Raw genomic sequence first — 25,588 nt, forward strand, 5'->3', positions numbered from 1 at the left:
GGACACCTTTGAAACACCTGTTTGACAGCAATGAGTACAGTAAAGTTATTGGGTTATAGCGTTAGTGTTAAAGGTTCTATGGGGGGAGGAGCGAGTTTGCCTCGCGATCTTTTGAATGTTTAAAAGATCGCGAGGCAAGCTCGCTCCTACAGAGGGGGTTAAAGTTCGGTAATGGTTTCGGGCTGGTCGATATCGCTTAATAAACCATCCGACTGGTGTTGCCATAAACGGTAATACAGACCTTGTTGTTCCAGCAGTTGTGCGTGGTTGCCATCTTCAACAATCGAGCCGTTATCCAGTACGACAATACGGTCCAGATGGGCGAGGGTGGACAGGCGATGGGCAACGACCAATACGGTCTTGTCGGCCATGATGTCGTCAAGGCTGTTCTGGATCAGGCTTTCGGTCTCGGAATCGAGGCTGGCGGTGGCTTCGTCCAGCACCAGGATCGGCGCGTTCTTGAGCAACGCCCGGGCAATGGCGATGCGCTGGCGTTGACCTCCTGACAGTTTGACCCCGCGTTCGCCAATCAAGGCGTCGTAGCCTTCGGGCATTTGCAGAATAAACTCGTGGGCATGCGCCCGTTGCGCGGCCTGGGCGATTTGTTCGTCGCTGGCCTGCACGTCGCCATAACCAATGTTCTCTCGCAGTGAACGGTGGAACAGCCCCGGCTCTTGCGGGATCAGGGCGATGTGCGTGTGCAGCGATTGCTGGGTCATCCCCAGCACATTCAGGCCATCGACTTCAATGGTGCCGCCCTGGGGATCATAGGAGCGTAACAACAGGTTGAGCAGGGTGGATTTGCCCGAGCCCGACAGGCCGACAATCCCGACCCGTTGCCCGGCCGGGATGTCCAGATTGAAGTGGCGGAAAATCGGTTTGCCGGGGTTGTAGCTGAAATCCACATTGCGAAAGTGGATCGAGCCTTTATCGATCAGCGCCGGTTGGGCGTCTTGGCGATCCGGCATTTCGTGGGGTTGCAGCAGGGTGTTGATGCTGTTTTCGATGTTGCCGACAAACTCGAAAAAGTGCATGAACTGCATGCTCAAGAAGCTGCACTGCGCCACGATCATCAGGCCCAGCGTGGCCACCATCACCAGTTGCCCGACATCAATCTTGCCAAGGTGCCACAGGTACAGCGCCAGTGCTACAAGGCCCACGCGCAGCACGATGGACAGGCTGTCTTGCAGCAGGCGGATTTTTTCCTGGTAGAAGAACGAGCGTTGCGCAGCCTTTTTTTCGGTGGACTGGTAGCGGCTCAAATAGCCGAGTTCGAAGTCCTGGCGGGCGAACAGGCGGATGCTGCTGAGGTTGCTCACCGCATCGACGATTTTGCCGGTGGTGACGCTGCGGGTCTTGGCGTGGTCATTGGCCAGCACTTGAGCTTTGCGTGACAGCACGTATGCGAGCAATGAATAACTCACAACCCACACCAACAGGCCCAGACCGAGCCAGGGCGAGGCGAGGGTAAGCAGCACCAGACTGGTGGTCAGCACCACCAGAATCGGCAACATCTCGACGATCAATACCCACGTGGCATCCAGCAGGCCAATGCTGCCTTCGCTGATGCGCTGCGCCAGGCTGCCGGCAAAGTGTTCGCCGAAATAACGCGGTGAGTGCTGTTGCAGGTAGGCGAACAGGTCGCGGGTGATCTGCACCTTCTGTTGCGGGCGCACCATGATCATGCAGAAGGTCGCGCCGCGGGCAAACACCATCTGCGCCACGGCCAGGCCGAACAGCAGGCCGAGTGCCGGAAGGCTGGCCTGGAACAAATCGATGTGGTCCCACAGCCCTTCACTGACGGCGCCGGTGATGCGCCCGATGGCATACGGCATGAGGGTGGCGGTCATTGCCGCGCCGACCTGAAGCAAGGCAATGGCCCATTACCAACCGGGATTTTGGCGGATGTAATGCCAGACGAAAGCCGCCGGCCGTTTAGGTGGAACAGTGATAGCACCAAACTCAGACATGACTTCCCTTTACGTAGTCGCAGAAATGCAAGCGCGCAAACGCAAGAAAGAAATGTGCCAAGTTGTTACGTTGCTAACAAAAACCACCTGTAGTCGCTGCCGAAGGCTGCTAAGGGTTGCGAAGCAACCCGTTCCCCCCGTCAAACCATTCTTTTCGCAGCCTGCGGCAGCGACTACATGGCCAGGCGGCTTAACCGACGTTGATCAGGCTTTGCCGGCAGTGCAGGGTCAGTCTGGCGCCACCGCCTTTACGGCTGCCGACTTCAAGGTTAAAGCCGTGCAAATTGACAATGGCCGCCACGATGGACAAGCCCAGGCCAAAGCCACTGTGTTTGTCGTCACAGCGGTAGAAGCGCTGGAACACTGCCTCACGTTCGGCCTCGGGAATACCGGGGCCGGTGTCGAGCACCTCAATCAACGGGCTGCCTTCTTCGTTGGCGGCACGCAAGATCACTTCGCCGCCCGGCGGGGTGAATTTGATCGAGTTGCTCAACAGATTGGCCAGTGCCTCAAACAGCAAGGCGCGGTCACCGGTCATGCCGGGAAGCGCGGGCGGGGTGTCCAGAGTCAACGTGACCTGGCCTTCTTCCGCCAGTGGCAGGTAAAAATCGTACAGCTCCTGCAGCAAGGCCAGCGGGTCCAGCGGCAGGAAACCAGAGCGCCGTTGGTGGTCTTCCAGTTCAGAAATCCGCAACAGCCCACGAAAGCGCGCCATCAGGGTGTCGGTTTCACCAATCACTTCGTCCAGTTGCAGCGCCTCGGGCGAGCCTTCTGCCGCTTGCTGCTGAATCCGGTACAACTGCGCGCGCAGGCGGGTGAGCGGGGTGCGCAGGTCGTGGGCGATGTTGTCGCACACGCCTTTGACTTCGTGCATCAGCCGCTCTATGCGGTCGAGCATGGCGTTGACGATGGCGGCCAGCATGTCCAGTTCGTCACGCCGGTTGGACAGCGGCAAACGGTAGGTCAGGTCGCCCGAGACAATCGCCTCGGCACTGGCCTGGATCGCCCGAATGCGTTGCAACGGTCGCCGACGCAGCAGGTGCCAGCCCGCAATGCCGGGGATGATGGTCAGCGACAGGCCCCAGAACAGCGCGTGCAAGATGATCCGCGTCACCGCGAACAACGAGCCGTTATCGCGCACCAGAACCAGCAGGCGGCCATCTTGGGTTTGGGTGGCTACCGCGTCGCAACTGTCGCGCGGCAGGTCAGGGTCGTCAGAGTTGATGCAGTTGGCCAGTTCGTGGATCTGGCCATCGAGTGGCAGGTCCGGCGGAATGGCCAGGATCGGCCCGCTGATGGGCCGGTGTTGCGCATCGAACAGCCCATAAGCATCTACTGTTCGAAGATCGAACGTCATGCTGGTGGCGAGCGCGTCATCCAGTTGCTCGCCTGTAAAGCGGGCAAACAGGTGTTGGCGCTGCATCAGCGAATGCTTGGCCAGGTTGCCCAGGTAGTCCGAGACCTCGTAATACAGCACCCCCATGAGGATGCAGCTCCAGGCCACGAACAAAAAACTGTACAGCGCCAGCAGTCGGCTGCTGGAGGAGCGCCAGCCCTTAGAGGGGTTCGGCAATGACATAACCCGAGCCTCGAACGGTACGAATCAGGGGCACCAGGCCCGGCGGATCGATTTTTTTGCGCAAGCGACCAATGTGCACGTCGATGAGGTTGGTGCCAGGGTCAAAGTGATAGCCCCAGACTTCTTCGAAAATCATCATGCGCGAGAGGATTTGCCCGGTGTTGCGCATCAAAAATTCCAGCAGCTTGTACTCGGTGGGCAGCAGGCTCAGTTGCTGCTCGGCGCGGCTGGCCTCTCGGGTGATCAGGTTGAGCTCTAGGTCAGCGACCCGCAACGACGTTTCGTGCTTGTCGACCGGGCTTTTACGGCGCAGCAAGACTTCAACCCGGGCGGCCATTTCGTCGCTGGCGAAGGGTTTGGTCAGGTAGTCATCGCCGCCGGCGCGTAAACCACGTACCCGCTCGTCCACATCGGAGAGGGCGCTGATCATCAGAATCGGCGTGCTGACCCCAATAGTGCGCAGCGTGGTTACAATCGCCAGGCCGTCCAGCTCGGGGAGCATGCGGTCCAGGGTAATCAGGTCATAATCGCCACTCACGGCGCGAACCAGGCCCTCACGGCCATTGGCGACCCAGTCAACTTCCAGCCCGTGGCTACTCAATTCAGCCACGATCTCTTTCGCCGTTACGGCATCATCTTCGATGGTCAAAATGCGGGTCATACCGTCACCTGATTGGCCTTTGTCAGCAGTGAGCACATTTTGCCCACAAAAAGCTGAAACGTTTCTTAATAATTCTTCATGTTCAGCCCTGCGTCAGGATAGGGTAGCCGAGTGGTTGTTTGATGCCCGTACACTGTCGCGTTGAGGTATAAACCGTCAGCGCTTTTGATTTAGGACCCTGTGTTATGCAAACCCCCACGCAACGGCCGCTGTGGCAGATCTATCTGATCTTTCTGGCGCCGATGGTGCTGTCCAATTTTCTGCAAAGTTTTTCCGGCACCCTCAACGGGATTTATGTGGGTCAATTGCTCGGTACCCAGGCGCTGGCAGCGGTCTCGGGTATGTTTCCGATTGTGTTTTTCTTTATTGCGCTGGTTATCGGCCTGGGCGCCGGTGCCTCGGTGTTGATCGGTCAGGCCTGGGGTGCGCGTGAGACCTCGATGGTCAAACAGATCACCGGTGCCACGCTGACCTTGGGCGCGTTGGTCGGGTTGCTGGCGGCGGTGCTCGGCAGCCTCTTTGCGCGCCCGGCGATGCAGGCGCTGGGTACGCCGGTTGACGTGCTCGACGAGGCCGTTGGCTATGCGCGGGTGATGATGCTGATCATGCCGTTGCTGTTGGTGTTTATCCTCTTCACCCAGTTGCTGCGCGGGGTCAGTGACACTGTGTCACCGTTGTTGGCGTTGATGGTTTCAACGGCCGTGGGCTTGCTCCTGACCCCGGCGCTGATCCTCGGCTGGGCCGGTTTGCCGCAGATGGGCATCCAGAGCGCGGCGGTGGCGGGGCTGTTCGGTAACGTGCTGGCGATGGTGTTTTTGGTGTTGCGCTTACGCCATAAAAACCACGTGATGGCGCCGGATCGCGAATTGTGGCTGGCGTTGCGCCTGAACCGCGAAATCCTCGCCAAAGTGCTGCGCATCGGTTTGCCGACGGGCCTGCAAATGGTGGTGCTGTCGCTGTCGGAGCTGGTGATCCTGGCGCTGGTCAACAGCCATGGTTCGCAAGCCACAGCGGCGTATGGGGCGGTGACGCAAATCGTCAACTACGTGCAGTTTCCGGCCCTGTCGATTGCCATTACCGCGTCCATTCTTGGCGCACAAGCGATCGGTGCCGGGCGCATCGAGCGTATCGGGCCGATCTTGCGCACCGGCTTGTTGATCAACCTGTGCCTGACCGGCACCTTGATCCTGCTGGGGTATGTGTTGTCCGACTGGTTGCTGGGGTTGTTCATCACCGACGCGCAAGCGCACATGCGTGCCGGGCACCTGCTGCACATTATGCTCTGGAGCATTCTGGTGTTCGGCTTTCAGTCGGCCATTGGCGGCATCATGCGTGCCAGCGGCGTGGTGCTGGTGCCGATGAGCATCACCGTGTTTTGCGTGCTGTGCATCGAGCTGCCGGTGGCGTATGCGCTCAACGCGCACTTTGGGCTGGAAGGCGTGTGGATGGCCTTTCCGGTGACGTACATCGCGATGCTGATCATGCAGACCGCCTATTACCGACTGGTTTGGCGGCATAAACCGATTCAGCGGTTGGTCTAGGGCTGGCTTTTTGACTGGCGCTGCTTAAGATGGCCGACACTTGACTGTCATCGGCATGGGATCGGCGCCAATGTTGAACAAAGACACCATCTCTATCCAGTTGGTGCGCGAAGCGCTGTTGCAAAGCTGTGCAACCACCGGCGCCATGCACGAAGTGCTGCAAAAGGTCGGCATTGACCCGGCGCTGCTCGACGCGCCGCACGCGCGCGTGCCCGCCATTGCCTATGCACGCATGTGGCGGCTGTTGGCGCGGCGCCTTGATGACGAGTTTTTCGGCATGGACCCGCGCAAGCTGCGCGCGGGCAGCCTGGAGTTTATGTGCCGCTCGGCCATGGCCCAGCCCACCCTCGCGCAGGGCGTGGAGCTGGTGCTGGGTTTTTTGTCGCTGATGCTTGAGCGTTTGCCGGCGCGGCTGGTACGCCAGCAGAGCGTGGCCGAAATCGTCTTGCATGAGCCCGAAGGGCAGTCCAGCCGTGCCTTCACCTACTTTGCCTACTGGATGATCGTGCACGGCGTGACTTGCTGGCTGGCGGGGCGGCGGATTCCGATTCTGGCCATTGAGTTGCGCTGTGCCCAGCCTGATTACTGTGGCGACTATGAGGTGATGTTTTCCGAAAACCTGCGTTTTGATCGGCCGCGCACGCGGATGATCTTTGCGGCCGATTACCTGGATGCGCCGATCAAGCGCAGTAACGAAGAGTTGCAACGGTTTTTGGCCCAGGCCCCCGCCAATATCCTGGTCAAATACCGCGATCCACAAAGCCTGGCGAGCCAGATCAAACAAGACCTTCGACAGCTACCCGCCGAGCAGTGGCCTGAAACCCAAGGCATGGCGCAAAGCCTGTACCTGTCGGCTTCAACCTTGCGGCGACGTCTGGCCGAGGAGGGGCAAACCTTCCAGGGGCTCAAGGACGGCGTGCGTAAAGAGTTGGCGATTGGTTGGCTGGCTGAACCGGACCTCAGTTTTGCGGACATCGCCCTGCGTTTGGGCTTTGCCGATACCAGCTCGTTTTACAAAGCCTTTCGCAAATGGTCCGGTACCAACCCGGGGCACTACCGCAGTCTGATTTTGAGCGGTAGCTGAGGGATTACTTGTTCGCTTTGATGGTGGCTACATCTGCGGCTTTGACCTTGATGTGCTTGCCGGCGATATCCTCGAACTCATAAAAGCCGCTGGTACTTTTGGTGTTGGGCATGTCTTTGGTCAGGTACTGCGTGCCGTTTTGCAAGGTCACCACAGTGGGGGTTGCGCAACCAGCCAGTGCCAAAACCGCCACCATGACCACTGGCAAACCGATAATGCTGATCTTCATACGACGTGTACCTTGAACTGTCTGCGAATTAAGTGTTGAGCCCGCTGAACGCTACGTCTGGATCAGCGATGGAAAAAGGGCCGATTTTTTCAGCGCGCTTTATACCAACCCTACGTTGGGTATTGAAGCGCAATGATATACAAGGCCAAGCGTGTGGCTTGCCTGATTACCTGTCGGTTCCCTGTCAGTACAGCTCGTGCCTCTGCTCCTTGAGAGTGGTGATTATTAGACGCCTTTTTCAGACTTGGTTCGCTTAGACCTACGATTAAAACGGAATTTTCGTGTGGGTAGCTTCCGTAAAGCGCTTTACTGCATATATTTAACCCGCACCTATTTCTAAAAGGACTGTAGTGGATGTCTCGTGGGCCATTGGAAACGTCGAAAACCTCCCCGTTTGTGCGCGTGCGGGCCTTGCGTAACCGTGTGGGTTTGACGTTTGTCGCCTGTTTGTCGGTGCTGGCGGGGATGACCGATGCCATCGGTTTTCTGGCGGTCGGTGATTTCATTTCGTTTATGAGCGGTAACACCACGCGGCTGGCCGTGGGCATTGCCCAGGGCGATACACAGGTGATCTTGCGCCTCGGCTTTGCGGTACTGGCGTTTGTTGCCGGGAATGCGCTGGGAGTGGTTTTTGCACGCTGGGGCGGCCGCCGGGCTTTGCCCTTGATGCTGCTGATTTCGGCATTGTTGTGCACAGCGGCTTTGTTGCCATTGCAGTCGCAAGTGACGGTATTGCTGACGGCAGTGCTGGCCATGGGCATGGTCAATGCGGCGGTCGAGCAGGTGAATGGTTTGCAGGTGGGGCTGACTTATGTGACGGGTGCGTTGTCGCGGTTTGGTCGCAGCCTGGGGCGCTGGATACTGGGTGAGCGGCGGCCCAACTGGCATTTGCAGGTAGTGCCGTGGACGGGCATGTTGGCCGGTGCCGTCGCGGGGGCGGCGCTGGAGTCGCAATTCGGCATCCGGGCCCTGTTGTTCAGCGCGGGGTTGGCGGCGTTCCTGGGGTTGGTATCGCTAAAAATCCCGCGTAGCTGGCAGCGTGATTACATGCCGCGGTAGCGCGTTCTTGTAGTCGCTGACGAGGAACGAAGGCTGCGATGCTACACCTTGGATAATCCGGACTTAACTAAATAAAAGTACATCCCGTATATCTCGAAAAATTTTGGAACAATCTGCTGTCAGATCCTGGCTGTGGCTTTGTCAGTTAGCGTGTAGTTTGCCCGACGTTGTTGTTAATGCATTGGCTTAAAACAAAATTAAAGGCCAATTGCTATTATTTTGTTCAAGGGGCTAAACATGCTGAGTATTACGCCAGGAAAAACGTTTATCGCTGCATGCTTTGTTTACGTTGTTTCAACCAGCAGTGTGGCCAGTACGGCACCTGCGGACCCACTGCATATTGCCGGTCACTATAAGTGCACGGGATTTGACAGCCACGACGGCCCTTTAAAGGGGGATCTTGTATTGACGCTTGATGAAGAGGCCAGTCAGTTTGAGAGAAGTTTTGGCACTTATCGATTAACGCTCAATGTTGGAACTGAGCAAGTACCTATTACTTACTCGGGGTATGCCGCTGCGCAAGGGCAGTTATTGTCGATCTACTTTGCCAATGACAGCGCTGAGGCGCCGACAGACCGTGGTGTGGGGCTTGGCGTCATCACCCACGATCAGGACAGTCAAGGCCATTACACGACGACCCTGCATAAATCCTATTATCTGCCCGACTATATGCGCGGTAGCCAAGAGGGTTATGGGCCTGGTGGTCGAGGCACTGAAACGTGTATTAAAACGCCGTCTATTTAATACTCATAAAAAACCCCGGAGGTTATCCGGGGTTTTTATAGGGCGGACGTTATCAGCTGTAGCTGTTAACTTTAACCAAGGCTTGCACGGTTTGAGCTTTTTCCCAGGTCAGTGTCAATGTTTGCAGTACGCGCGCAATAAACTCTTTATCGGCAGCGGCTTTTTTGCCCACGTAGCCTTGGCCACGACGGTACATCTTGAGATGAGCTCGCATGTGTGGGCGCTCTTTCTCGAATTGGGTTTCTTCCTTGCACGCAACAACCGGTTCAATACGTACAGTGCCTTCATTGCACACCCACAGAATGTGGTCGTTCAGCGTGTCTTTCTGAGCAGCGAAGAGTCGAGCCAGCTCGTTAACAGTCGGTTGATTATTCAGGTTCATAGCTAACTCCTTGACCACTCGTTGATCTGTCTAATTGATTCGCGCAACTGCACATGCAGCGCTACGTAATATCCATCTAAAGCAGATCTGGCCTTGAGTCCGGCAGATGTAGTAGTGAAATAAAACACTACAACATGCTGCTTACAGCGAGGGAGAGCAACGTTAACCAGGATGCTTGAGCGACATGTCGCATCACCACAAGCCTCTTGAGGACGTTTCGCTAGCCTCTCACGCCTTAAACTCGGACGATCAAGCCAGGTCAGCTTCATCAATTCTGCCTTGTGGGCAGTACCTATCCCGGAACAGCCCGACAGCTCGTCGAGCATGCTTGCAACAACCCTTTCCAGCGCTTCCGGTGGGGAAGACGACTGCATAATGCGATGGGAAATTCGTGTCGTCAACAAATATGTAGTGTTTATTTTCAGGCACTACATATGTGACTGACGGGTCGTTTTTCAGCAAGCCGGTCATCCCCGGCAAGCGCTTGCGCCCGCTGTTGCAGGCTAAAGCGGGCACGAGTGTTTGATTGGCCAAAACAGTCAGCCAGCTTGAGCGGTTTGACTATTGTTGTAGAGCCCTGTCGAGGCGACTATCAGTGGGACTTTTCACGGTTCCCACTCCAACAATAAAGACCGAGGGATTCTGCTGATGCGCGACTATCTGACCGCGATGAATGACTTTGACTACCAACGGACGGTGGCTGGTGCACTGAACGGCCATTTGTCTGCACTCAATGCCTGCGTTGAGTGCTGCGACCGGCACGCTTTGCCAGGGCGTATTGCACTGTTCTGGGAAGGGCGCGACGCCAGTAGCGCCACGTATACCTTCACCGATTTGCAGGACAAGGCCGCGCGCTTTGCCAACTTCTTGCTGGCCCAGGGCGTGAAGCAGGGCGACAAGGTCGCGGGCTTGTTACCGCGCAATGTCGAGTTGCTGGTGGTGGTCTTTGCCACCTGGCGCATCGGCGCGATCTATCAACCGCTGTTCACTGCTTTCGGCCCCAAAGCCATTGAGCACCGTCTTAACAGTTCAGGTGCTGCGCTGGTGGTCACCGACGCGGTCAACCGGCCCAAACTCGATGAAGTCAACGACTGCCCGGCCATCGTCACGGTGGCGGGCGCCAAAGGCCAGGGACTGGTGCGCGGCGATTTCAGTTTCTGGGCTGAGCTGGACAATTATCCGGCCGTCTGTGAACCGGTGCTGCTGAGTGGGGAAGACCCGTTTCTGTTGATGTTTACGTCGGGCACTACCGGCCCGGCCAAGCCGCTGCTGGTGCCGCTCAAGGCCATCGTCGCATTCCAGAGTTACACCCGCGATGCGGTGGATCTGCGCCCTGAGGACTCGTTCTGGAACCTCGCTGACCCAGGCTGGGCCTACGGGATTTACTTCGGGATCACCGGGCCGTTGTCGATGGGCCACCCGATCACGCTTTACGACGGGCCGTTTACCGTCGAAAGCACCTGCCGGGTCATCAAGAAATACGGCATTACCAACCTCACGGGCTCCCCGACCGCCTACCGCATGCTGATTGCTGCCGGCGAGGCGTTTTCAAGCAAGATCAAAGGCCAGTTGCGGGCTGTCAGCAGCGCCGGTGAACCGCTTAACCCGGAGGTCATTCGCTGGTTCGGCGAAGAGCTCAACGTCACCATCCACGATCACTACGGTCAAACCGAGGTCGGCATGGTGCTGTGCAATCACCATGGGCTGGAGCACCCGGTGCATATGGGCGCAGCCGGCTTTGCTTCGCCTGGCCACCGGATTGTGGTGCTGGATGACAACCATCAGGAACTGCCGGTGGGGCAGCCGGGGATTCTGGCCGTTGATCGCAGCCAGTCGCCGATGTGCTGGTTTGGTGGCTATGAAGGTTTCACCACCAAAGCGTTTGTCGGCAATTACTACTTGAGCGGCGACACCGTGGAGTTGAACCCGGACGGCAGTATCAGCTTTGTCGGGCGCAGCGATGACGTGATCACCACCTCGGGCTATCGCGTCGGCCCGTTCGACGTAGAAAGCGCCTTGATCGAGCACCCGGCAGTGGTCGAAGCCGCGGTCGTCGGCAAACCCTGCCCGGAGCGTACCGAAGTGGTCAAAGCGTTTGTGGTGTTGAGCCCTCAATACCTGGGCGACGCGCAACTGGCCGAAACCTTGCGCTTGCACGTGCGCCAGCGGCTGGCGGCGCATGCCTACCCCCGTGAAGTTGAATTTGTCAGCGAATTGCCGAAGACCCCGAGCGGCAAGTTGCAGCGCTTTATTTTGCGCAATCAAGAAATCGCCAAGGCTGAACAGGCGCTAAGCGCCAAGGTTACAGCCTGAAATCCAGTCGTCAGGAACCCTTATGCAAATTGAAAACAAGGTATTTATCGTCACCGGTGGTGCGTCCGGATTAGGCGCCGCAACGGCAGAAATGCTGATTAAAGCGGGCGCCAAAGTGATGCTGGTTGATCTGAATGCCGATGCCGTGGCCGCCCGGGCGCGCACGCTGGGCGCGCAGAGTACGGTCGCCGATATCAGCCAGGCGGATGCCGCGCAGGCGGCGGTGCAAGCCACCGTTGCCGCGTTTGGCGGAGTCAATGGCCTGGTCAACTGTGCCGGTATTGTGCGCGGTGAAAAAATCCTCGGTAAAAACGGCCCGCATGGGCTGGAGAGCTTCAGCCAGGTGATTAACGTCAACCTGATCGGTAGTTTCAACATGCTGCGTCTGGCGGCAGCAGCCATTGCCGAAACCGCTGCCGATGCTGACGGCGAACGCGGAGTCATCATCAATACCGCGTCGGTGGCGGCGTTTGACGGGCAGATTGGTCAGGCCGCTTATGCCGCTTCCAAGGGCGCCATCGCCAGCCTGACCTTGCCTGCCGCTCGCGAACTGGCCCGTTTCGGGATCCGCGTGATGACCATCGCCCCCGGTATTTTTGAAACGCCGATGATGGCCGGCATGACCCCTGAAGTCCGTGATTCGCTGGCCGCCGGTGTGCCGTTTCCGCCGCGCTTGGGCAAGCCAGCCGAGTACGCGTCGCTGGTACGCCACATCATTGAAAACAGCATGCTCAATGGTGAGGTTATCCGTCTCGACGGTGCCTTACGCATGGCCGCCAAATAAGAGGTGAAAAATGACTTTAGCCAATGATCCGATTGTCATTGTCAGCGCGGTACGAACGCCCATGGGCGGGTTTCAGGGCGACTTCAAAGGCTTGACTTCGCCACAGCTTGGCGCCGCAGCCATCAGTGCCGCGGTTGAGCGTGCGGGCATCGCGCCGAGCAGCGTTGATGAAGTGCTGTTTGGCTGCGTACTGTCTGCCGGTCTGGGCCAGGCACCTGCACGCCAGGCCGCTTTGGGCGCCGGGCTGGACAAGGGCACGCGCTGCACCACGCTGAACAAAATGTGTGGGTCGGGCATGCAGGCAGCCATTCTGGCCCATGATCAACTGCTGGCCGGCAGTGCCGAGGTTATCGTCGCGGGCGGCATGGAGAGCATGTCCAACGCGCCGTATTTGCTGGATCGGGCACGCAGCGGGTATCGCATGGGCCACGATCGGGTGCTCGATCACATGTTCCTCGATGGCCTCGAAGACGCTTACGACCGAGGCCGCTTGATGGGCACTTTTGCTGAAGATTGCGCACAGGCCCATGGCTTTAGCCGCGAAGCTCAGGATGATTTTGCGGTGGCGTCGCTGACCCGTGCCCAGCAAGCGATCAAGGACGGCAGCTTCAGCGCCGAGATCGTGCCGGTGCAGGTCACGGTGGGTAAAGAGCAGCGCCTGATCAGCGATGACGAACAACCTCCCAAGGCCAATCTGGCGAAAATCCCGACGTTGAAACCGGCGTTCCGTGAGGGCGGTACGGTGACAGCGGCCAACTCCAGTTCGATCTCTGATGGTGCGGCGGCGTTGGTGCTGATGCGCCGCTCCGAAGCGCAGAAACATGGCCTCAAGCCGCTGGCGGTGATCCATGGGCATGCAGCGTTTGCCGACGAGCCGGGGCTGTTCCCGACTGCGCCGATCGGCGCGATCAAGCGGTTGTTGAGCAAGACCGGCTGGGACCTGTCCGAGGTCGACCTGTTTGAAATCAATGAAGCGTTTGCGGTGGTGACTCTAGTGACCATGAGCGAGCTGGACATCCCCCATGACAAGGTCAACGTCTACGGCGGGGCTTGCGCGCTGGGGCATCCGATCGGCGCTTCGGGCGCACGGATTCTTGTGACATTGCTCTCGGCCTTGCGCCAGAAACAGTTGAAACACGGTATTGCAGCTGTCTGCATTGGCGGCGGCGAAGCCACGGCGATTGCCGTGGAATGCCTGTATTAAGGAGTTTTATGCTGCCTACATCTGAACACTTACAAATTCGCGAAGCGGCCCGGCAGTTTGCCCAAGAGCGCTTGAAACCCTTTGCGGCAGAGTGGGACAAGCAACATCGCTTCCCCCGTGAAGCGGTGAACGAAATGGCCGAGCTGGGCTTTTTCGGCATGTTGGTGCCCGAAGAGTGGGGCGGTTGCGACACCGGCTATCAAGCCTACGCGATGGCCCTGGAAGAAATCGCCGCCGGTGATGGCGCCTGCTCGACGATCATGAGCGTGCACAACTCGGTGGGCTGCGTGCCGATTCTCAAATACGGCACCGAGCAGCAAAAGCGCGAGTTCCTCGTGCCCTTGGCCAGTGGCGCCATGCTCGGTGCGTTCGCCTTGACTGAGCCGCAAGCCGGTTCTGATGCCAGCGACCTGAAAACCCGCGCGCGCCTTGAGGGCGATCATTACGTGCTTAATGGCTGCAAACAGTTCATCACCTCGGGGCAAAACGCCGGGGTGGTGATTGTGTTTGCGGTGACGGATCCGTCGGCGGGCAAGCGCGGCATCAGCGCGTTTATCGTGCCCACCGACTCACCCGGCTACAGCGTGGCGCGGGTAGAAGACAAGCTGGGGCAACATGCTTCGGACACCTGCCAGATCCTTTTTACCGACCTTAAAGTGCCCGTGGCTAATCGCTTGGGCGAAGAAGGGCAGGGCTACAAAATCGCCTTGAGCAACCTTGAAGGCGGGCGCATTGGCATTGCTTCGCAGGCGGTTGGCATGGCCCGCGCAGCCTTTGAAGCGGCGCGTGATTATGCCCGTGAGCGAGTGACCTTCGGCCAGCCGCTGGTTGAGCATCAGGCGGTAGCGTTTCGTCTGGCAGACATGTCGACAGAAATCGCCGTCGCCCGGCAAATGGTCCAGTACGCGGCGGCTCTGCGCGACAGCGGCCAGTCGGCGCTGGTCGAAGCGTCGCAGGCCAAGCTGTTCGCCTCGGAGATGGCCGAGCGAGTGTGTTCCAAGGCGTTGCAAACCTTGGGAGGTTATGGCTATTTGAACGACTTTCCGCTGGAGCGGATCTATCGCGATGTGCGGGTGTGCCAGATTTACGAAGGTACCAGCGATATTCAGCGCATGGTCATTTCGCGCAATCTTTGAATTGAGGACGTTATCGATGAGCTACGAAACCATTTTGTTGGACATTCACGGGCAAGTGGGCCTGATCACGCTGAACCGGCCGCAGGCGTTGAATGCGCTCAACGCACAGTTGGTAAGCGAAGTGAATCACGCCCTGGACGGCCTGGAAGCGGATAACAACATTGGCTGCATCGTGATCACCGGCTCGAAAAAAGCTTTTGCTGCCGGGGCCGATATCAAGGAAATGGCGGAGCTGACCTACCCGCAGATCTACCTTGAAGACTTGTTCTCGGACAGCGATCGGGTATCGACCCGACGCAAGCCGATCATTGCAGCGGTGGCCGGTTTTGCCTTGGGCGGCGGCTGTGAGTTGGCGATGATGTGCGATTTTATTCTGGCCGGTGACAATACCAAATTTGGTCAGCCGGAAATCAACCTCGGCGTATTGCCGGGCATGGGCGGCACCCAGCGCCTGACCCGCGCCGTGGGCAAGGCCAAGGCCATGGAAATGTGCCTGAGCGGGCGTTTGATGGATGCAAATGAAGCTGAGCGTTCGGGCCTGGTGGCGCGGGTAATTCCGGTGGATGAGTTGCTGGAAGAGGCCCTGAAAGTGGCCGCTACCATTGCCAAAAAATCCCTGCCGGTGTTGATGCTGACCAAGGAAAGCGTCAACCGTGCGTTTGAAGTCAACCTGACCGAAGGCGTACGTTTTGAGCGCCGGGTTTTCCACTCGCTGTTCGCCACCCATGACCAGAAAGAAGGCATGGCGGCGTTCGTCGGCAAGCGCGAAGCGCAGTTCAAGAATAGCTAAGCCCTAAAAGCCCCTCACCCCAACCCTCTCCCGGAGGGAGAAGGAGCTTTACCGAGGGGTTTTCAGATTCAGCGCAGTACCGCCAGCCGGGAGTGGAGGGAGAGGGAGCTTTACCGGGGCGTTTTCAGATTCAGCGCAGTACTGCCAGAGTGCAGAAAACCTTCAATATCCCCCAATCAGTCCCCTCTCCCTCTGGGAGAGGGCTAGGGTGAGGGTGGTGGGCAACACGCATCAGATCAGGTAGTTCTTCAGCTCGCGGGCAATCACCATGCGTTGAATCTCGCTCGAGCCTTCGTAGATCTGGGTGATCCGCGCGTCTCGGTAGTAACGCTCCACCGGGTAGTCTTCCAGGTAGCCATAACCACCATGAATCTGGATGGCTTTGGAGCAGACAAACTCGGCTATTTCCGAAGCGAACAGTTTGGCCTGCGAGGCTTCTGACAAGCACGGTTTGCCAGCGCTGCGCAGGCGCGCGGCGTGCAGGATCAACAGGCGGGCGGCGTTCAGGCGGGTTTGCATATCGGCCAGCATGTTGGCCACGCTCTGGTGCTCGATAATCGCCTTGTCGAACTGCACGCGATCACGGGCGTAGCCCAGTGCTGCTTCAAAAGCGGCCCGGGCAATGCCCAGCGCCTGGGCGGCAATACCGATGCGTCCGCCTTCCAGGTTGGACAGGGCGATGGCTAGCCCTTTGCCGCGCTCGCCCAGCAGATTGGCTTCGGGCACGCTGCAGTTGTTGAGGGTGACGGCGCAGGTGTCTGATGCGCGAATGCCCATTTTGTGTTCGGTGCGGTCAACGATAAACCCCGGTGTTTCAGTAGGGACAAGAAAGGCCGAAATGCCTTTTTTGCCCAGCTCCGGATCAGTCACGGCAAACACAATGGCCAGTTTGGCGCGCTTGCCGTTGCTGACAAATTGCTTGGCCCCGTTGATGACCCATTGGCCGTCGCGCAGTTCGGCGCGGGTACGCAAGTTGTGCGCCTCGGAGCCCGCTTGCGGTTCTGTCAGGCAGAAACAGCCGATGGCCTGGCCGCTCGCCAAGTCAGCTAGCCAGGTTTGTTTTTGCGCTTCGCTGCCGTATTTGAGAATCGGCCCGCAGCCTACCGAGTTGTGGATGCTCATCAGCGCACCCGTCGCACCATCACCGGCCGAAATCTCTTCGACGGCTAGCGCGTAGGCGACGTAATCGACATAGGTGCCGCCCCATTCCTCGGGAACGACCATGCCGAGCAGGCCCAACTCGCCCATTTTTGATACCAGCGCGTCGTCGATCCAGCCTGCTTTTTCCCAGGCTTGTGCGTGAGGGGCAATTTCGCCACGGGCAAAATCACGCGCCATGTCACGGATCATCACTTGTTCTTCAGTCAGTTCGAGGTCTTGCATGGCTTACACCTCGCTCTTTTTGAAGTCGGTGAAGAAGCTGGCGACGTGCTTGGGGTCCAGTTCGCTCAAGATCGGCGGGTTCCAGTGCGGGGTTTTGTCCTTGTCGATAATCAGTGCGCGCACGCCTTCGATCAGGTCGCCGCGATCAAACCACTGGCGGTCCAAGTGCAATTCCAGCTCGAAGCATTGCTCAAGGGTCAGTTGACGGCCGTGGCGGAGCATTTCGAGGGTGACGGCCATGCCCAGCGGTGAGCGGGTTTCTAGCAGGTTGGCGGTCTCGGTGGCCCATTCGCGGTGTTGCGGTGCTGTCACGGCGCGCAGGTGAGCAACGATCTCGGGCACGCTGTTGTGGGCAAACACTTCATCAATCACGGGCCGCAAGTTGGCCAGCGGCGCGTCGGGCAAGGTTTGCACGGCAAAGGTGGCCAGCAGCGCCTTGAGGTCTTCAAGGGGCGATTGGCGCCACTGGAGGTGATCGAGGCTTTGATCCAGTTCAGGCAGTTTGCTGCTGTCGGTGTACCAGTCGGCCAGCCCGCAATACAACGCATCGCTGGCGCGGATTTGCACGCCGCTGACGCCCAGGTAGGTGCCGATCTGGCCGGGGGTGCGGGTCAGGAAGTAGCTGCCGCCGACGTCAGGGAAGTAACCAATGGACACTTCCGGCATGGCCAGACGGCTGCGTTCGGTGATCAGGCGCAGATCGCAGCCTTGTGCCAGGCCCATGCCGCCACCCAAAACGTAGCCATCGAGCAACGCGAGTAGCGGTTTTGGGTAGTGGTGCAGCGTGCGGTCAAGGGCGTATTCCTCTTCGAAGAACACGCTGTGCAGGGTGTCTTTGCTTTTGTAGCTGTCGTACAGCGAGCGAATGTCACCGCCCGCACAAAAGGCTTTTTCGCCAGCGCCGCGCAAGACCACGGCCTTGATGTTGGCATCGTCGGCCCAGGCATCGAGCTGCTGTTGCAGACTGCGAACCATGGGCAGGTCGAGGGCGTTGAGGCCGCTGGGGCGGTTGAGGGTCAGGTGGCCAATATGGTTGCGGACCTCGGCCAGTACCGTGCTTTGGGTCGGCTCGACATCCTGTGTCGGCGAGGATGAAACCTGAGCAGTCATCACTAACTCCCTGCTGTGCTTTATTTTTAGAATGTGTTCGCGGGCGAACGATGGTCGATGCTAACAGTGCAAATTTGCTGATGACAACCCGGATGCGTGCAGGCTTGGCATGCATTTTTGCATGGCTAACAAGCAGGATTACCCGCCCGCTATTGAGCCAACCAGCCGCCGTCAACATTCCAGGCTGCGCCGCGCACCTGGCTGCCGGCTTCACTGCACAAAAACAGCACCAACTCGCCGAGTTGCGGTGGGGTGACGAACTCCAGAGACGGTTGTTTCTCGGCCAGCAGGTCGTGCTGGGCCTGGTACGGGTCGATGCCCTGGCTGATGCGCTGGTCGATTTGCTTTTGCACCAGCGGCGTGAGTACCCATCCGGGGCAGATGGCGTTGCAGGTGATATTGCTGGTGGCGGTTTCAAGGCCGACCACTTTGGTCAGGCCGATGACCCCGTGCTTGGCAGCCACATAGGCGGCTTTGCCGACCGAGCCGACCAGGCCATGAACCGAGGCGATATTGACGATGCGGCCCCAGCCGCGCTTGCGCATGCCGGGCAGGGTGAGGCGGGTACTGTGGAACACCGAGGACAGGTTGATCGCGATGATGGAATCCCACCGCTCGACCGGGAACTCTTCGACGCTGGACACGTGCTGAATGCCCGCGTTGTTGACCAGAATGTCGATGCCGCCGAATTCGCGTTCGGCGTAGTGGATCATGTCGGCGATTTGCGCCGGGTCGCTGACATCGGCCGGGTGATGCCCCACCTTGCCGCCAAACTGTTGCAGTTCGGCAATGACTTTGCTGGCGTCGCCAAAACCGTTGAGTATCAGGTCGGCGCCAGCCTTGGCCAGGCTTTGCGCGATACCCAGACCAATACCGCTGGTGGAACCGGTAACCAAGGCGGTTTTACCTTTCAGGCTCATGATCAATTCCTCAGGTGAGACACGGTGATTTCATCGATGAGGAAACTTAGCACGCGTTTCGCGACTGCGGATACGAAACGGCCCACCAAAAGGTGGGCCGTTTTCACGCAGAGCCTGGGGGATTAGTCCTGGCGGCTGGTGACTTCCAGCAGGTGGTAACCGAACTGGGTTTTAACCGGGCCTTGCACCACGTTGATTGGCGCGCTGAAGACCACGGTGTCGAATTCTTTAACCATCTGGCCTGGACCGAACGAACCCAGGTCGCCGCCCTGACGGCTGGACGGGCAAGAGGAGTTGGCCTTTGCAACTTCGGCGAAATCAGCGCCGCCTTCGATTTGTGCTTTCAGTTCGTTGCACTTGGCTTCGCTGGAAACCAGGATGTGACGGGCAGTGGCTTTGGCCATGGGGAGTTACTCCTTTCAAGAAAGTGGTGAGCCTACCGGATTCAGTGGCTTTTTTCTCGGCAAAGTTCCCATGGATTAAAGATCCCGACTTCAGCCTCATAGGCCTTGGTTCTTCAAGCGTTGCGCATGTTCGATATACAGCGCCACGGGGTTGGCCTTGCGGCGAGTCATGCCGGCCATTTGATTGATGGTGTCCAGGTGGTCCATCTCATAATCCGATTGAATGACTGTGCCCAGGTGCGAGCTGAAGCGGCCTACCAGGCCGTCATTGGCTTTGCTTTCACGGGTAAAGAAGCTGGAAAACACGCGGCAGGCGTTGTGCATGGGATCAAACAGGTTCATTGATTCGGAGAGCAACGAGCCTTTGATAATGCCGCTCCAGGAGTAATAGAACACGTCGTTGACCTGCGCCGCCCCCATACCGCCCCACGTTGCTGGCAGGCCTTGCGGGTATTTTTTGTTGAAGTCGGCAACACCCTTTGAGGTCAGGGCATTGAGGGCTTCAAGTGAATGCTGGGGCAGTTTGGGTTTGCCGCTGAGTATCGACATGAAGGTGCTGAAGGCGGTGATCAGGGCTGCCGCCGCAGTCTCTGGCAATTGGCCGGGGGTGAAGGCCAGGCGCAGGCGGTCGGCAAGCTCGGAGCCGTGATTGGGGCCGCTGACGGAGGTCACCGAGGCCACCGATTCAGGGTCGACAGCAGCGGCATAGCGTGCGGTCAGGGCGCCCTGGCTGTGCCCGATCAAATTGACCCGCTTGGCGCCCGTTTGCTGGCGTAGGTCATGGATGTGCGCGAGCAATTGTTCGCCACGGGTTTCGTTGTTGTGGGCGGCGGACACGGAGGCCGTGAATACTTGGGCGCCTGAATCGTGCAGCGCTTCCTTGATACCATTGAAGTAATGCAATGGCCCGATCCGTTCAAAGCCGAACAGTCCATGGACCAATAAAAGGGGGTAGCGAGTGCTGGGAGTGCGGTGCATGTTGTATCTCCAGAGAGTGTTTTGAGGTCATAAAAACACCTTAGTCGACAACATGAAGCGGGCAGATTGGGTTGCAGGGTATTACCGTCGGCCGCGCCAGGCTGTGGGCCTACAGGCAGAGCGGGCGCTGGATGATTCCAGGTGCGCGAGGGCGGTAATCGTTTAAAGTCGGGAGTGTTTCAGACGGCATCTGTCGGCTTGCCTGTCAGACGGGATCGACTTCGCGCAACCGTGGGCAGGGCCCAGCGGTGCGCATTCAGTCAGGCAGGACGATTGTTTAGCTGGCGGCCAGCAGCGCACGGCGTTGCTGTTGCAGTTGGCTTGCCGCATCGCGCAGTAACTGCTCGGTGGCTTCCCATCCCAGGCAGCCGTCAGTGACGGAGACGCCGTAGCGCAGGTCGTTGCCCAGCGCTTGGCAACCCTCGAAAAGATGGCTTTCGAGCATCACGCCAATCAGCGAGTGATCACCTTCCAGGCGTTGCGCCAATACGTCTTTGAACACGTGCGGCTGGCGCAGAGGGTCTTTGCCGCTGTTGGCGTGGCTGCAGTCAACCATCAGGCGCGCAGGGATGGCGTTTTTTTCTAGACCGGCGCGGGCCTTGGCCACGCTGCTGCGGTCGTAGTTCGGGCCGCTGTGGCCGCCGCGCAAGACCAGATGGGTGTCCGGGTTGCCGGAGGTCATGATGATGGCCGGATGCCCTTGGCTGTCGACACCGAAGTGGCGGTGGCCGTGGGCGGATGAACGCATGGCGTCGCATGCAATGCCTACGCCGCCGTCAGTACCGTTTTTGAAGCCGACCGGCAGGTCCAGGCCGCTGGCCATCTCGCGGTGGATTTGGGATTCGGTGGTGCGCGCACCAATCGCTGCCCAGCCCAACATGTCGTCGAAGTAACCGGCTGCCATGGGTTGCAGCAGTTCGGTAGACACGGGCAAGCCCATGCGCAGCATTTCAATCATCAGCTCGCGCGACAGCGTCAGGCCGTGGGCCATGTCGTCGCTGCCGTCCAGATGCGGGTCGTAGGCCAGGCCTTTCCAGCCGATGGTGGTGCGGGGTTTTTCGACGTAGGCACGCATCACCAGCAACAGGTCTTCGCTCAGGTCGCGAGACAGGGCGGCCAGTTGACTGGCGTATTCCAGTGCCGAGACCGGATCGTGAAGGGAGCAAGGGCCAACGACTACTAACAGGCGGGAGTCTTCGCCATTGAGGATGGCGCGGATGGCTTGGCGCTGCTGACTCACCAACTGGCTGAGTTCTGCGCCCAGTGGCAACTGCTGTTTGAGCTGTGAGGCGCTGGGCAGGCGCTGGGTCAGGGTAGCTTTGGTGTCGGTGTGAGCGGTGTTTGGCAGAGCAGATACAGATGCGTTCATGGTGTGTGCTTCCTGGGCAGGCGGCGGGCTTTCCCGCGCGCTCAGCCCTACTGGGGTGTTCGACAATTGGCCAGACTGGCTGTGAGTTGATGTGTGCCACCGATGTGGGTCCGTTCGGAGGCGGCAGGCTGTCCCGAACGGCGGCTGATAAATCGCCAGGCAGTGCAAAGGTCGAAGCGGTAATAAGTGGTGTAGTTCATGTGTGCATTCCTCAAATAAGTCATTTTTGCAGGGGCTAAAAAAACAAAACCCCCGGTCGGGTAGCCGACCGGGGGTGAGAATTCTCTGGTAGGCGACCCCTTGAAAGTGGCCGCCGGATGGGTATCAGGCGCGCCAGTGGCTAAACCAATACCCAAAATAAAATCGTGCAGTTGAGTGTGCATTGTGCGTGCGCACAGCAGCAGCCTGGCGCTGGGTAGCGACCTGCTTGCTAATAGCTGTATGTACGTTATGCAACATGTGTGTTCTCCACTGAATGGTCAGGAGCTTACTCGAGAGCGGTAGCGCGATTCAATTAAAAATTGCTATCACCTTCATGTGGAAAATGTAGCTGCCATGAGCGGTGGTCAGGATGCAATGCTTAGCTTATAGCCGTTTTGTCGGTTTATGTGCTTGCATCGCCAGAGGCAGCTAATCTCTTTATGTCGCTCAATCAAATTGGGCGCAGACTCACATCAGGCCGTCGCTTTTGTCTTCAGTTGAGTCGCCAGGAGAAGGGAGAATTATGCCGTCTTTCATTCCCAGCAATACCGCAACTTTATGGGCTTCTCCGCGTTTTCCTTTTTTACGCCCTGCAAGCACTTGATAGGTTGTCGCCGGGTCAACGCCATGTTCACGCGCGAACTGTTGAACAGACTTCCCTTGATGTTCAAGCCAAGCCTTGGCTTGTGCCGCAGTACGAATTCCGGCCATAGTTCAAAACCGTTCAATATTGTTCAATTATTGCAGACTATACCATCCTAATGGATGTTAAAAGTGGAGTCGTATATTCAGATGAATGGAATTGGTTCGCGTTTACGGCAAGAAAGAGAGCGTCTGGGCTTTTCGCAAAAAATATTTGGCGAAATCGGCGGGGTAGAAGCGAACGCCCAAGGCAAATATGAAAATGGCGACCGTGCGCCAAAAGCTGATTACTTGTCGCGTGTTGCAGCACGTGGCGTTGATGTTCTGTATGTGTTGACGGGCGCCCGTACGCCGACACTGGTCGATAACCTTACCCAAGTTGAAGAGCGGGTGTTGGTCACGTATCGCGGACTGCATAAAGACGATCAGGATGCCATTCGCCAACTAACCTCAAGCCTGGCGAAAATGTCGGTGGCGCAGCCGTTGCGCAAGCGTCAAGAGTCCAGCGATTGATCAGTGGCCCTGTGCGCTGGCGTATTGATTCATGAATGCATGGATAGGTAGGTCGGCTGACTGTTTTTTGTTAAGGTAGGCGGCACCAACTTAGACGCAATTTGCGAGGTGTCGACTTGATTCGGGTTCTGGTGGTCGATGATCACGATCTTGTGCGTACGGGCATTACACGAATGCTGTCGGATATCGATGGTCTGCAGGTCGTCGGTCAAGCCGAGTCTGGCGAAGAGGCACTCGCCAAGGCGCGTGAGTTGAAACCGGATGTCGTCCTGATGGATGTCAAGATGCCCGGCATTGGTGGCCTGGAAGCGACGCGCAAAATGATGCGCAGCCATCCGGACATCAAAGTCGTCGCGGTAACAGTGTGTGAAGAGGACCCGTTCCCGACGCGTTTGTTGCAGGCAGGCGCTGCGGGCTATATGACCAAAGGTGCTGGTTTGGCCGAAATGGTTCAGGCCATTCGCCTGGTGTTTGCCGGGCAGCGCTATATCAGCCCGCAAGTGGCTCAGCAGTTGGCGCTCAAGTCTTTCCAGCCTGCCAGCGATTCTCCTTTTGATGCCTTGTCTGAACGCGAGATCCAGATTGCGTTGATGATTGTCGGCTGCCAAAAGGTCCAGGTCATTTCCGATAAGCTTTGCCTGTCGCCTAAAACAGTCAATACCTACCGCTATCGCATTTATGAAAAGCTCTCGGTCAAAAGTGATGTTGAACTGGCGTTGCTGGCCGTTCGTCATGGCATGGTTGATGCTGGCTGACGATGACTGACGTGTTTGATTCCAGTGCATTTCTGTCGACGTGTAGCGGCAGGCCCGGCGTGTATCGCATGTTCGACAGTGAGGCGCGCCTGCTTTATGTGGGCAAAGCCAAGAACCTGAAAAAACGCCTGGCCAGCTATTTCCGTAAAACCGGCCTGGCGCCTAAAACAGCGGCGCTGGTTAGCCGTATCGCGCAAATCGAAACCACGATCACCGCCAACGAAACCGAGGCGTTGCTGCTTGAGCAGACGCTGATCAAGGAGTGGCGCCCGCCGTACAACATCCTGCTGCGCGACGATAAGTCTTATCCGTATGTGTTTCTGTCGGATGGTCAATACCCGCGCCTGAGCATTCATCGCGGTGCCAAGAAGCAGAAGGGCAAATATTTCGGGCCTTACCCCAGCGCGGGGGCGATCCGTGAAAGTTTGAGCCTGTTGCAAAAAACCTTCATGGTCCGTCAGTGTGAAGACAGCTATTTCAAGAACCGCACCCGGCCGTGCTTGCAGTACCAGATAAAGCGTTGCAAGGGACCGTGTGTCGGTCTGGTTGAGCCAGAGGTCTATGCCCAGGATGTGCGCCACTCGGTGATGTTCCTTGAGGGGCGCAGCAGTGCGTTGACGGAAGAACTCGGTAACGAGATGGAGCAGGCCGCCAGTACCCTCGATTTTGAGCGGGCAGCCGAAATACGCGATCAGATCTCGTTATTGCGTCGGGTTCAGGACCAGCAAAGCATGGAAGGTGGCACCGGCGATGTGGATATCGTCGCGGCTTTCGTCAACCCGGGCGGTGCCTGCGTGCATTTGATCAATGTGCGCGGTGGTCGCGTGCTGGGCAGCAAAAACTTCTTCCCGCAGGTGGGGATCGAGGAGGAGGTGGCCGAAGTCATGGCCGCGTTCCTCGGGCAGTACTACATCAGCAGCCCCGAGCGCGATTTGCCGAGCGAGTTGATCGTCAACGTCGAACACGAGAGCTTTGCTGCTATCAGCGAAGCGATTGAAGCCCTGCGCGGGCGCGAGATGGCCATCAGTTATCGCGTGCGCGGTACCCGTGCGCGCTGGCAGCAATTGGCCGTGACCAACGCTGAGCAGGCGTTGAGCGCGCGTCTGGCCAACCGTTTGCATGTTGCGGCGCGCTTTGAAGCGCTGGCGCAAGTCTTGAAGCTCGATGAAATCCCCCAGCGGCTGGAATGCTACGACATCAGCCACTCCAGCGGTGAAGCCACCGTTGCCTCTTGCGTGGTATTTGGCCCGGAAGGCCCGATCAAATCCGACTACCGGCGTTTTAACATCGAAGGTGTGACACCGGGCGATGACTATGCCGCCATGCACCAGGCCTTGATGCGCCGTTTCAGTCGGCTCAAGGAAGGCGAGGGCAAGCTGCCCGATATCCTCCTGGTCGACGGGGGCAAGGGGCAGCTTTCGATGGCTCGTGACATGCTCAATGAGCTGGCCGTACCGGACCTGATTTTGCTCGGCGTGGCCAAAGGCACGACGCGCAAGGCGGGTTTTGAAACCCTGTACCTGAACGATGCAGCCCATGAATTCACCTTGAAAGGTGATTCGCCGGCGCTACATTTGATCCAGCAGATCCGCGACGAGGCCCACCGTTTTGCCATTACCGGGCACCGTGCGCGACGTGGTAAAACCCGTAACACCTCTACCCTGGAAGGGATTGCGGGGGTGGGGCCAACCCGTCGCCGTGACCTGCTGAAACATTTTGGTGGATTACAAGAGCTGTCTCGTGCCAGCATCGAAGAAATTGCCAAAGCACCCGGTATCAGTAAAAAGCTCGCTGAGTTGATTTATGCAAACCTGCACAGCGAGTAGAATGCTCCCTC

The 25,588-nt window shown here is 58.2% G+C and carries 24 protein-coding genes; 12 read left to right on the forward strand and 12 right to left on the reverse strand.

Annotated elements, in window-relative coordinates; translation table 11 throughout:
- Positions 1 to 158: 158 nt before the first annotated feature.
- The 3 genes from ACJJU9_RS10385 to ACJJU9_RS10395 form a co-directional block, all read right to left on the reverse strand.
- On the reverse strand, positions 159 to 1,871 hold the full coding sequence (locus tag ACJJU9_RS10385) for an ABC transporter ATP-binding protein (RefSeq protein WP_407730650.1): 1,713 nt from the start codon (positions 1,869 to 1,871) through the stop codon (positions 159 to 161).
- A 289-nt stretch (positions 1,872 to 2,160) separates the two neighbouring features.
- Positions 2,161 to 3,549 carry a sensor histidine kinase gene (locus tag ACJJU9_RS10390; RefSeq protein ID WP_407730651.1) on the reverse strand — a complete coding sequence of 463 codons (1,389 nt, stop codon included), beginning with the start codon at positions 3,547 to 3,549 and terminating at the stop codon, positions 2,161 to 2,163.
- Positions 3,527 to 4,210 carry a response regulator transcription factor gene (locus ACJJU9_RS10395; protein WP_048369980.1) on the reverse strand — a complete coding sequence of 228 codons (684 nt, stop codon included), beginning with the start codon at positions 4,208 to 4,210 and terminating at the stop codon, positions 3,527 to 3,529. Before ACJJU9_RS10395 ends, ACJJU9_RS10390 begins: the two co-directional genes overlap by 23 nt.
- A 185-nt stretch (positions 4,211 to 4,395) precedes the next feature.
- Here ACJJU9_RS10395 and ACJJU9_RS10400 point away from each other — a divergent pair, with 185 nt between their 5' ends.
- Both ACJJU9_RS10400 and ACJJU9_RS10405 read left to right on the forward strand, forming a co-directional pair.
- Positions 4,396 to 5,751, forward strand: a complete 1,356-nt coding sequence (locus tag ACJJU9_RS10400; protein ID WP_407730652.1) for an MATE family efflux transporter — start codon at positions 4,396 to 4,398, stop codon at positions 5,749 to 5,751.
- 70 nt (positions 5,752 to 5,821) lie between these two features.
- The gene (locus ACJJU9_RS10405; protein ID WP_407730653.1) at positions 5,822 to 6,835 is read left to right on the forward strand and encodes an AraC family transcriptional regulator; all 1,014 of its coding nucleotides are present in this window, start codon (positions 5,822 to 5,824) and stop codon (positions 6,833 to 6,835) included.
- 4 nt (positions 6,836 to 6,839) lie between these two features.
- Here ACJJU9_RS10405 and ACJJU9_RS10410 read toward each other — a convergent pair whose 3' ends face one another.
- Positions 6,840 to 7,064, reverse strand: coding sequence for a YgdI/YgdR family lipoprotein (locus ACJJU9_RS10410; protein ID WP_048391386.1), 225 nt, complete (start codon positions 7,062 to 7,064; stop codon positions 6,840 to 6,842).
- A 354-nt stretch (positions 7,065 to 7,418) separates the two neighbouring features.
- Between ACJJU9_RS10410 and ACJJU9_RS10415 the strand changes: the two genes are divergently transcribed.
- On the forward strand, positions 7,419 to 8,123 hold the full coding sequence (locus ACJJU9_RS10415) for a YoaK family protein (protein ID WP_048391387.1): 705 nt from the start codon (positions 7,419 to 7,421) through the stop codon (positions 8,121 to 8,123).
- Positions 8,124 to 8,360: 237 nt separating this feature from the next.
- Positions 8,361 to 8,867 (forward strand): hypothetical protein, encoded by a 507-nt coding sequence (locus tag ACJJU9_RS10420; protein WP_407730654.1) that lies wholly within the window; start codon positions 8,361 to 8,363, stop codon positions 8,865 to 8,867.
- 52 nt (positions 8,868 to 8,919) lie between these two features.
- Here ACJJU9_RS10420 and ACJJU9_RS10425 read toward each other — a convergent pair whose 3' ends face one another.
- Positions 8,920 to 9,249: a hypothetical protein gene (locus ACJJU9_RS10425; protein WP_407730655.1), complete on the reverse strand. Its 330-nt coding sequence runs from the start codon at positions 9,247 to 9,249 to the stop codon at positions 8,920 to 8,922.
- Positions 9,250 to 9,897: 648 nt separating this feature from the next.
- On the opposite strand from ACJJU9_RS10425, the gene ACJJU9_RS10430 reads away from it, so the two are divergent.
- The 5 genes from ACJJU9_RS10430 to ACJJU9_RS10450 are packed head-to-tail and all read left to right on the forward strand — an operon-like array spanning position 9,898 to position 15,476.
- Positions 9,898 to 11,562 (forward strand): AMP-binding protein, encoded by a 1,665-nt coding sequence (locus ACJJU9_RS10430; protein WP_153374622.1) that lies wholly within the window; start codon positions 9,898 to 9,900, stop codon positions 11,560 to 11,562.
- A 22-nt stretch (positions 11,563 to 11,584) separates the two neighbouring features.
- A complete protein-coding gene (locus tag ACJJU9_RS10435) occupies positions 11,585 to 12,346 on the forward strand; it encodes an SDR family NAD(P)-dependent oxidoreductase (protein ID WP_407730656.1) in 762 nt (253 codons plus the stop codon).
- 10 nt (positions 12,347 to 12,356) lie between these two features.
- On the forward strand, positions 12,357 to 13,550 hold the full coding sequence (locus tag ACJJU9_RS10440) for an acetyl-CoA C-acyltransferase (RefSeq protein ID WP_407730657.1): 1,194 nt from the start codon (positions 12,357 to 12,359) through the stop codon (positions 13,548 to 13,550).
- A gap of 8 nt (positions 13,551 to 13,558) precedes the next feature.
- A complete protein-coding gene (locus ACJJU9_RS10445) occupies positions 13,559 to 14,686 on the forward strand; it encodes an acyl-CoA dehydrogenase (protein ID WP_407730658.1) in 1,128 nt (375 codons plus the stop codon).
- A gap of 16 nt (positions 14,687 to 14,702) precedes the next feature.
- Entirely contained in the window at positions 14,703 to 15,476 is a 774-nt protein-coding gene (locus ACJJU9_RS10450; protein ID WP_407730659.1) for an enoyl-CoA hydratase, read from the forward strand.
- Positions 15,477 to 15,707: 231 nt separating this feature from the next.
- Here the strand turns inward: ACJJU9_RS10450 and ACJJU9_RS10455 are convergent, their stop codons facing one another.
- From ACJJU9_RS10455 to ACJJU9_RS10485, 7 genes are all read right to left on the reverse strand, one after another.
- On the reverse strand, positions 15,708 to 16,859 hold the full coding sequence (locus ACJJU9_RS10455; RefSeq protein WP_048370002.1) for an acyl-CoA dehydrogenase family protein: 1,152 nt from the start codon (positions 16,857 to 16,859) through the stop codon (positions 15,708 to 15,710).
- A 3-nt stretch (positions 16,860 to 16,862) separates the two neighbouring features.
- Positions 16,863 to 17,969: an enoyl-CoA hydratase/isomerase family protein gene (locus ACJJU9_RS10460; RefSeq protein WP_407730660.1), complete on the reverse strand. Its 1,107-nt coding sequence runs from the start codon at positions 17,967 to 17,969 to the stop codon at positions 16,863 to 16,865.
- A 149-nt stretch (positions 17,970 to 18,118) separates the two neighbouring features.
- The gene (locus tag ACJJU9_RS10465; protein ID WP_082148725.1) at positions 18,119 to 18,889 is read right to left on the reverse strand and encodes a 3-hydroxybutyrate dehydrogenase; all 771 of its coding nucleotides are present in this window, start codon (positions 18,887 to 18,889) and stop codon (positions 18,119 to 18,121) included.
- A gap of 122 nt (positions 18,890 to 19,011) precedes the next feature.
- Positions 19,012 to 19,293 (reverse strand): peptidylprolyl isomerase, encoded by a 282-nt coding sequence (locus ACJJU9_RS10470; RefSeq protein ID WP_048370005.1) that lies wholly within the window; start codon positions 19,291 to 19,293, stop codon positions 19,012 to 19,014.
- A 96-nt stretch (positions 19,294 to 19,389) separates the two neighbouring features.
- Complete coding sequence (locus ACJJU9_RS10475; RefSeq protein WP_407730661.1) at positions 19,390 to 20,271, reverse strand: esterase/lipase family protein; 882 nt, start codon at positions 20,269 to 20,271, stop codon at positions 19,390 to 19,392.
- A gap of 277 nt (positions 20,272 to 20,548) precedes the next feature.
- On the reverse strand, positions 20,549 to 21,640 hold the full coding sequence (locus ACJJU9_RS10480; protein ID WP_407730662.1) for a 3-deoxy-7-phosphoheptulonate synthase: 1,092 nt from the start codon (positions 21,638 to 21,640) through the stop codon (positions 20,549 to 20,551).
- Between the two features lie 669 nt (positions 21,641 to 22,309).
- A complete protein-coding gene (locus ACJJU9_RS10485) occupies positions 22,310 to 22,552 on the reverse strand; it encodes a DNA-binding protein (protein WP_153391655.1) in 243 nt (80 codons plus the stop codon).
- A gap of 81 nt (positions 22,553 to 22,633) precedes the next feature.
- Between ACJJU9_RS10485 and ACJJU9_RS10490 the strand changes: the two genes are divergently transcribed.
- The 3 genes from ACJJU9_RS10490 (at position 22,634) to uvrC (ending at position 25,577) form a co-directional block, all read left to right on the forward strand.
- Complete coding sequence (locus ACJJU9_RS10490) at positions 22,634 to 22,996, forward strand: helix-turn-helix domain-containing protein (protein WP_153374633.1); 363 nt, start codon at positions 22,634 to 22,636, stop codon at positions 22,994 to 22,996.
- A gap of 116 nt (positions 22,997 to 23,112) precedes the next feature.
- A complete protein-coding gene (uvrY, locus tag ACJJU9_RS10495) occupies positions 23,113 to 23,751 on the forward strand; it encodes a UvrY/SirA/GacA family response regulator transcription factor (RefSeq protein ID WP_082148726.1) in 639 nt (212 codons plus the stop codon).
- Positions 23,752 to 23,753: 2 nt separating this feature from the next.
- A complete protein-coding gene (gene uvrC, locus ACJJU9_RS10500; RefSeq protein WP_407730663.1) occupies positions 23,754 to 25,577 on the forward strand; it encodes an excinuclease ABC subunit UvrC in 1,824 nt (607 codons plus the stop codon).
- Positions 25,578 to 25,588: the final 11 nt, after the last annotated feature.

Origin of the sequence: Pseudomonas helleri (assembly GCF_045830615.1) — a bacterium.
GTDB lineage: Bacteria > Pseudomonadota > Gammaproteobacteria > Pseudomonadales > Pseudomonadaceae > Aquipseudomonas > Aquipseudomonas helleri.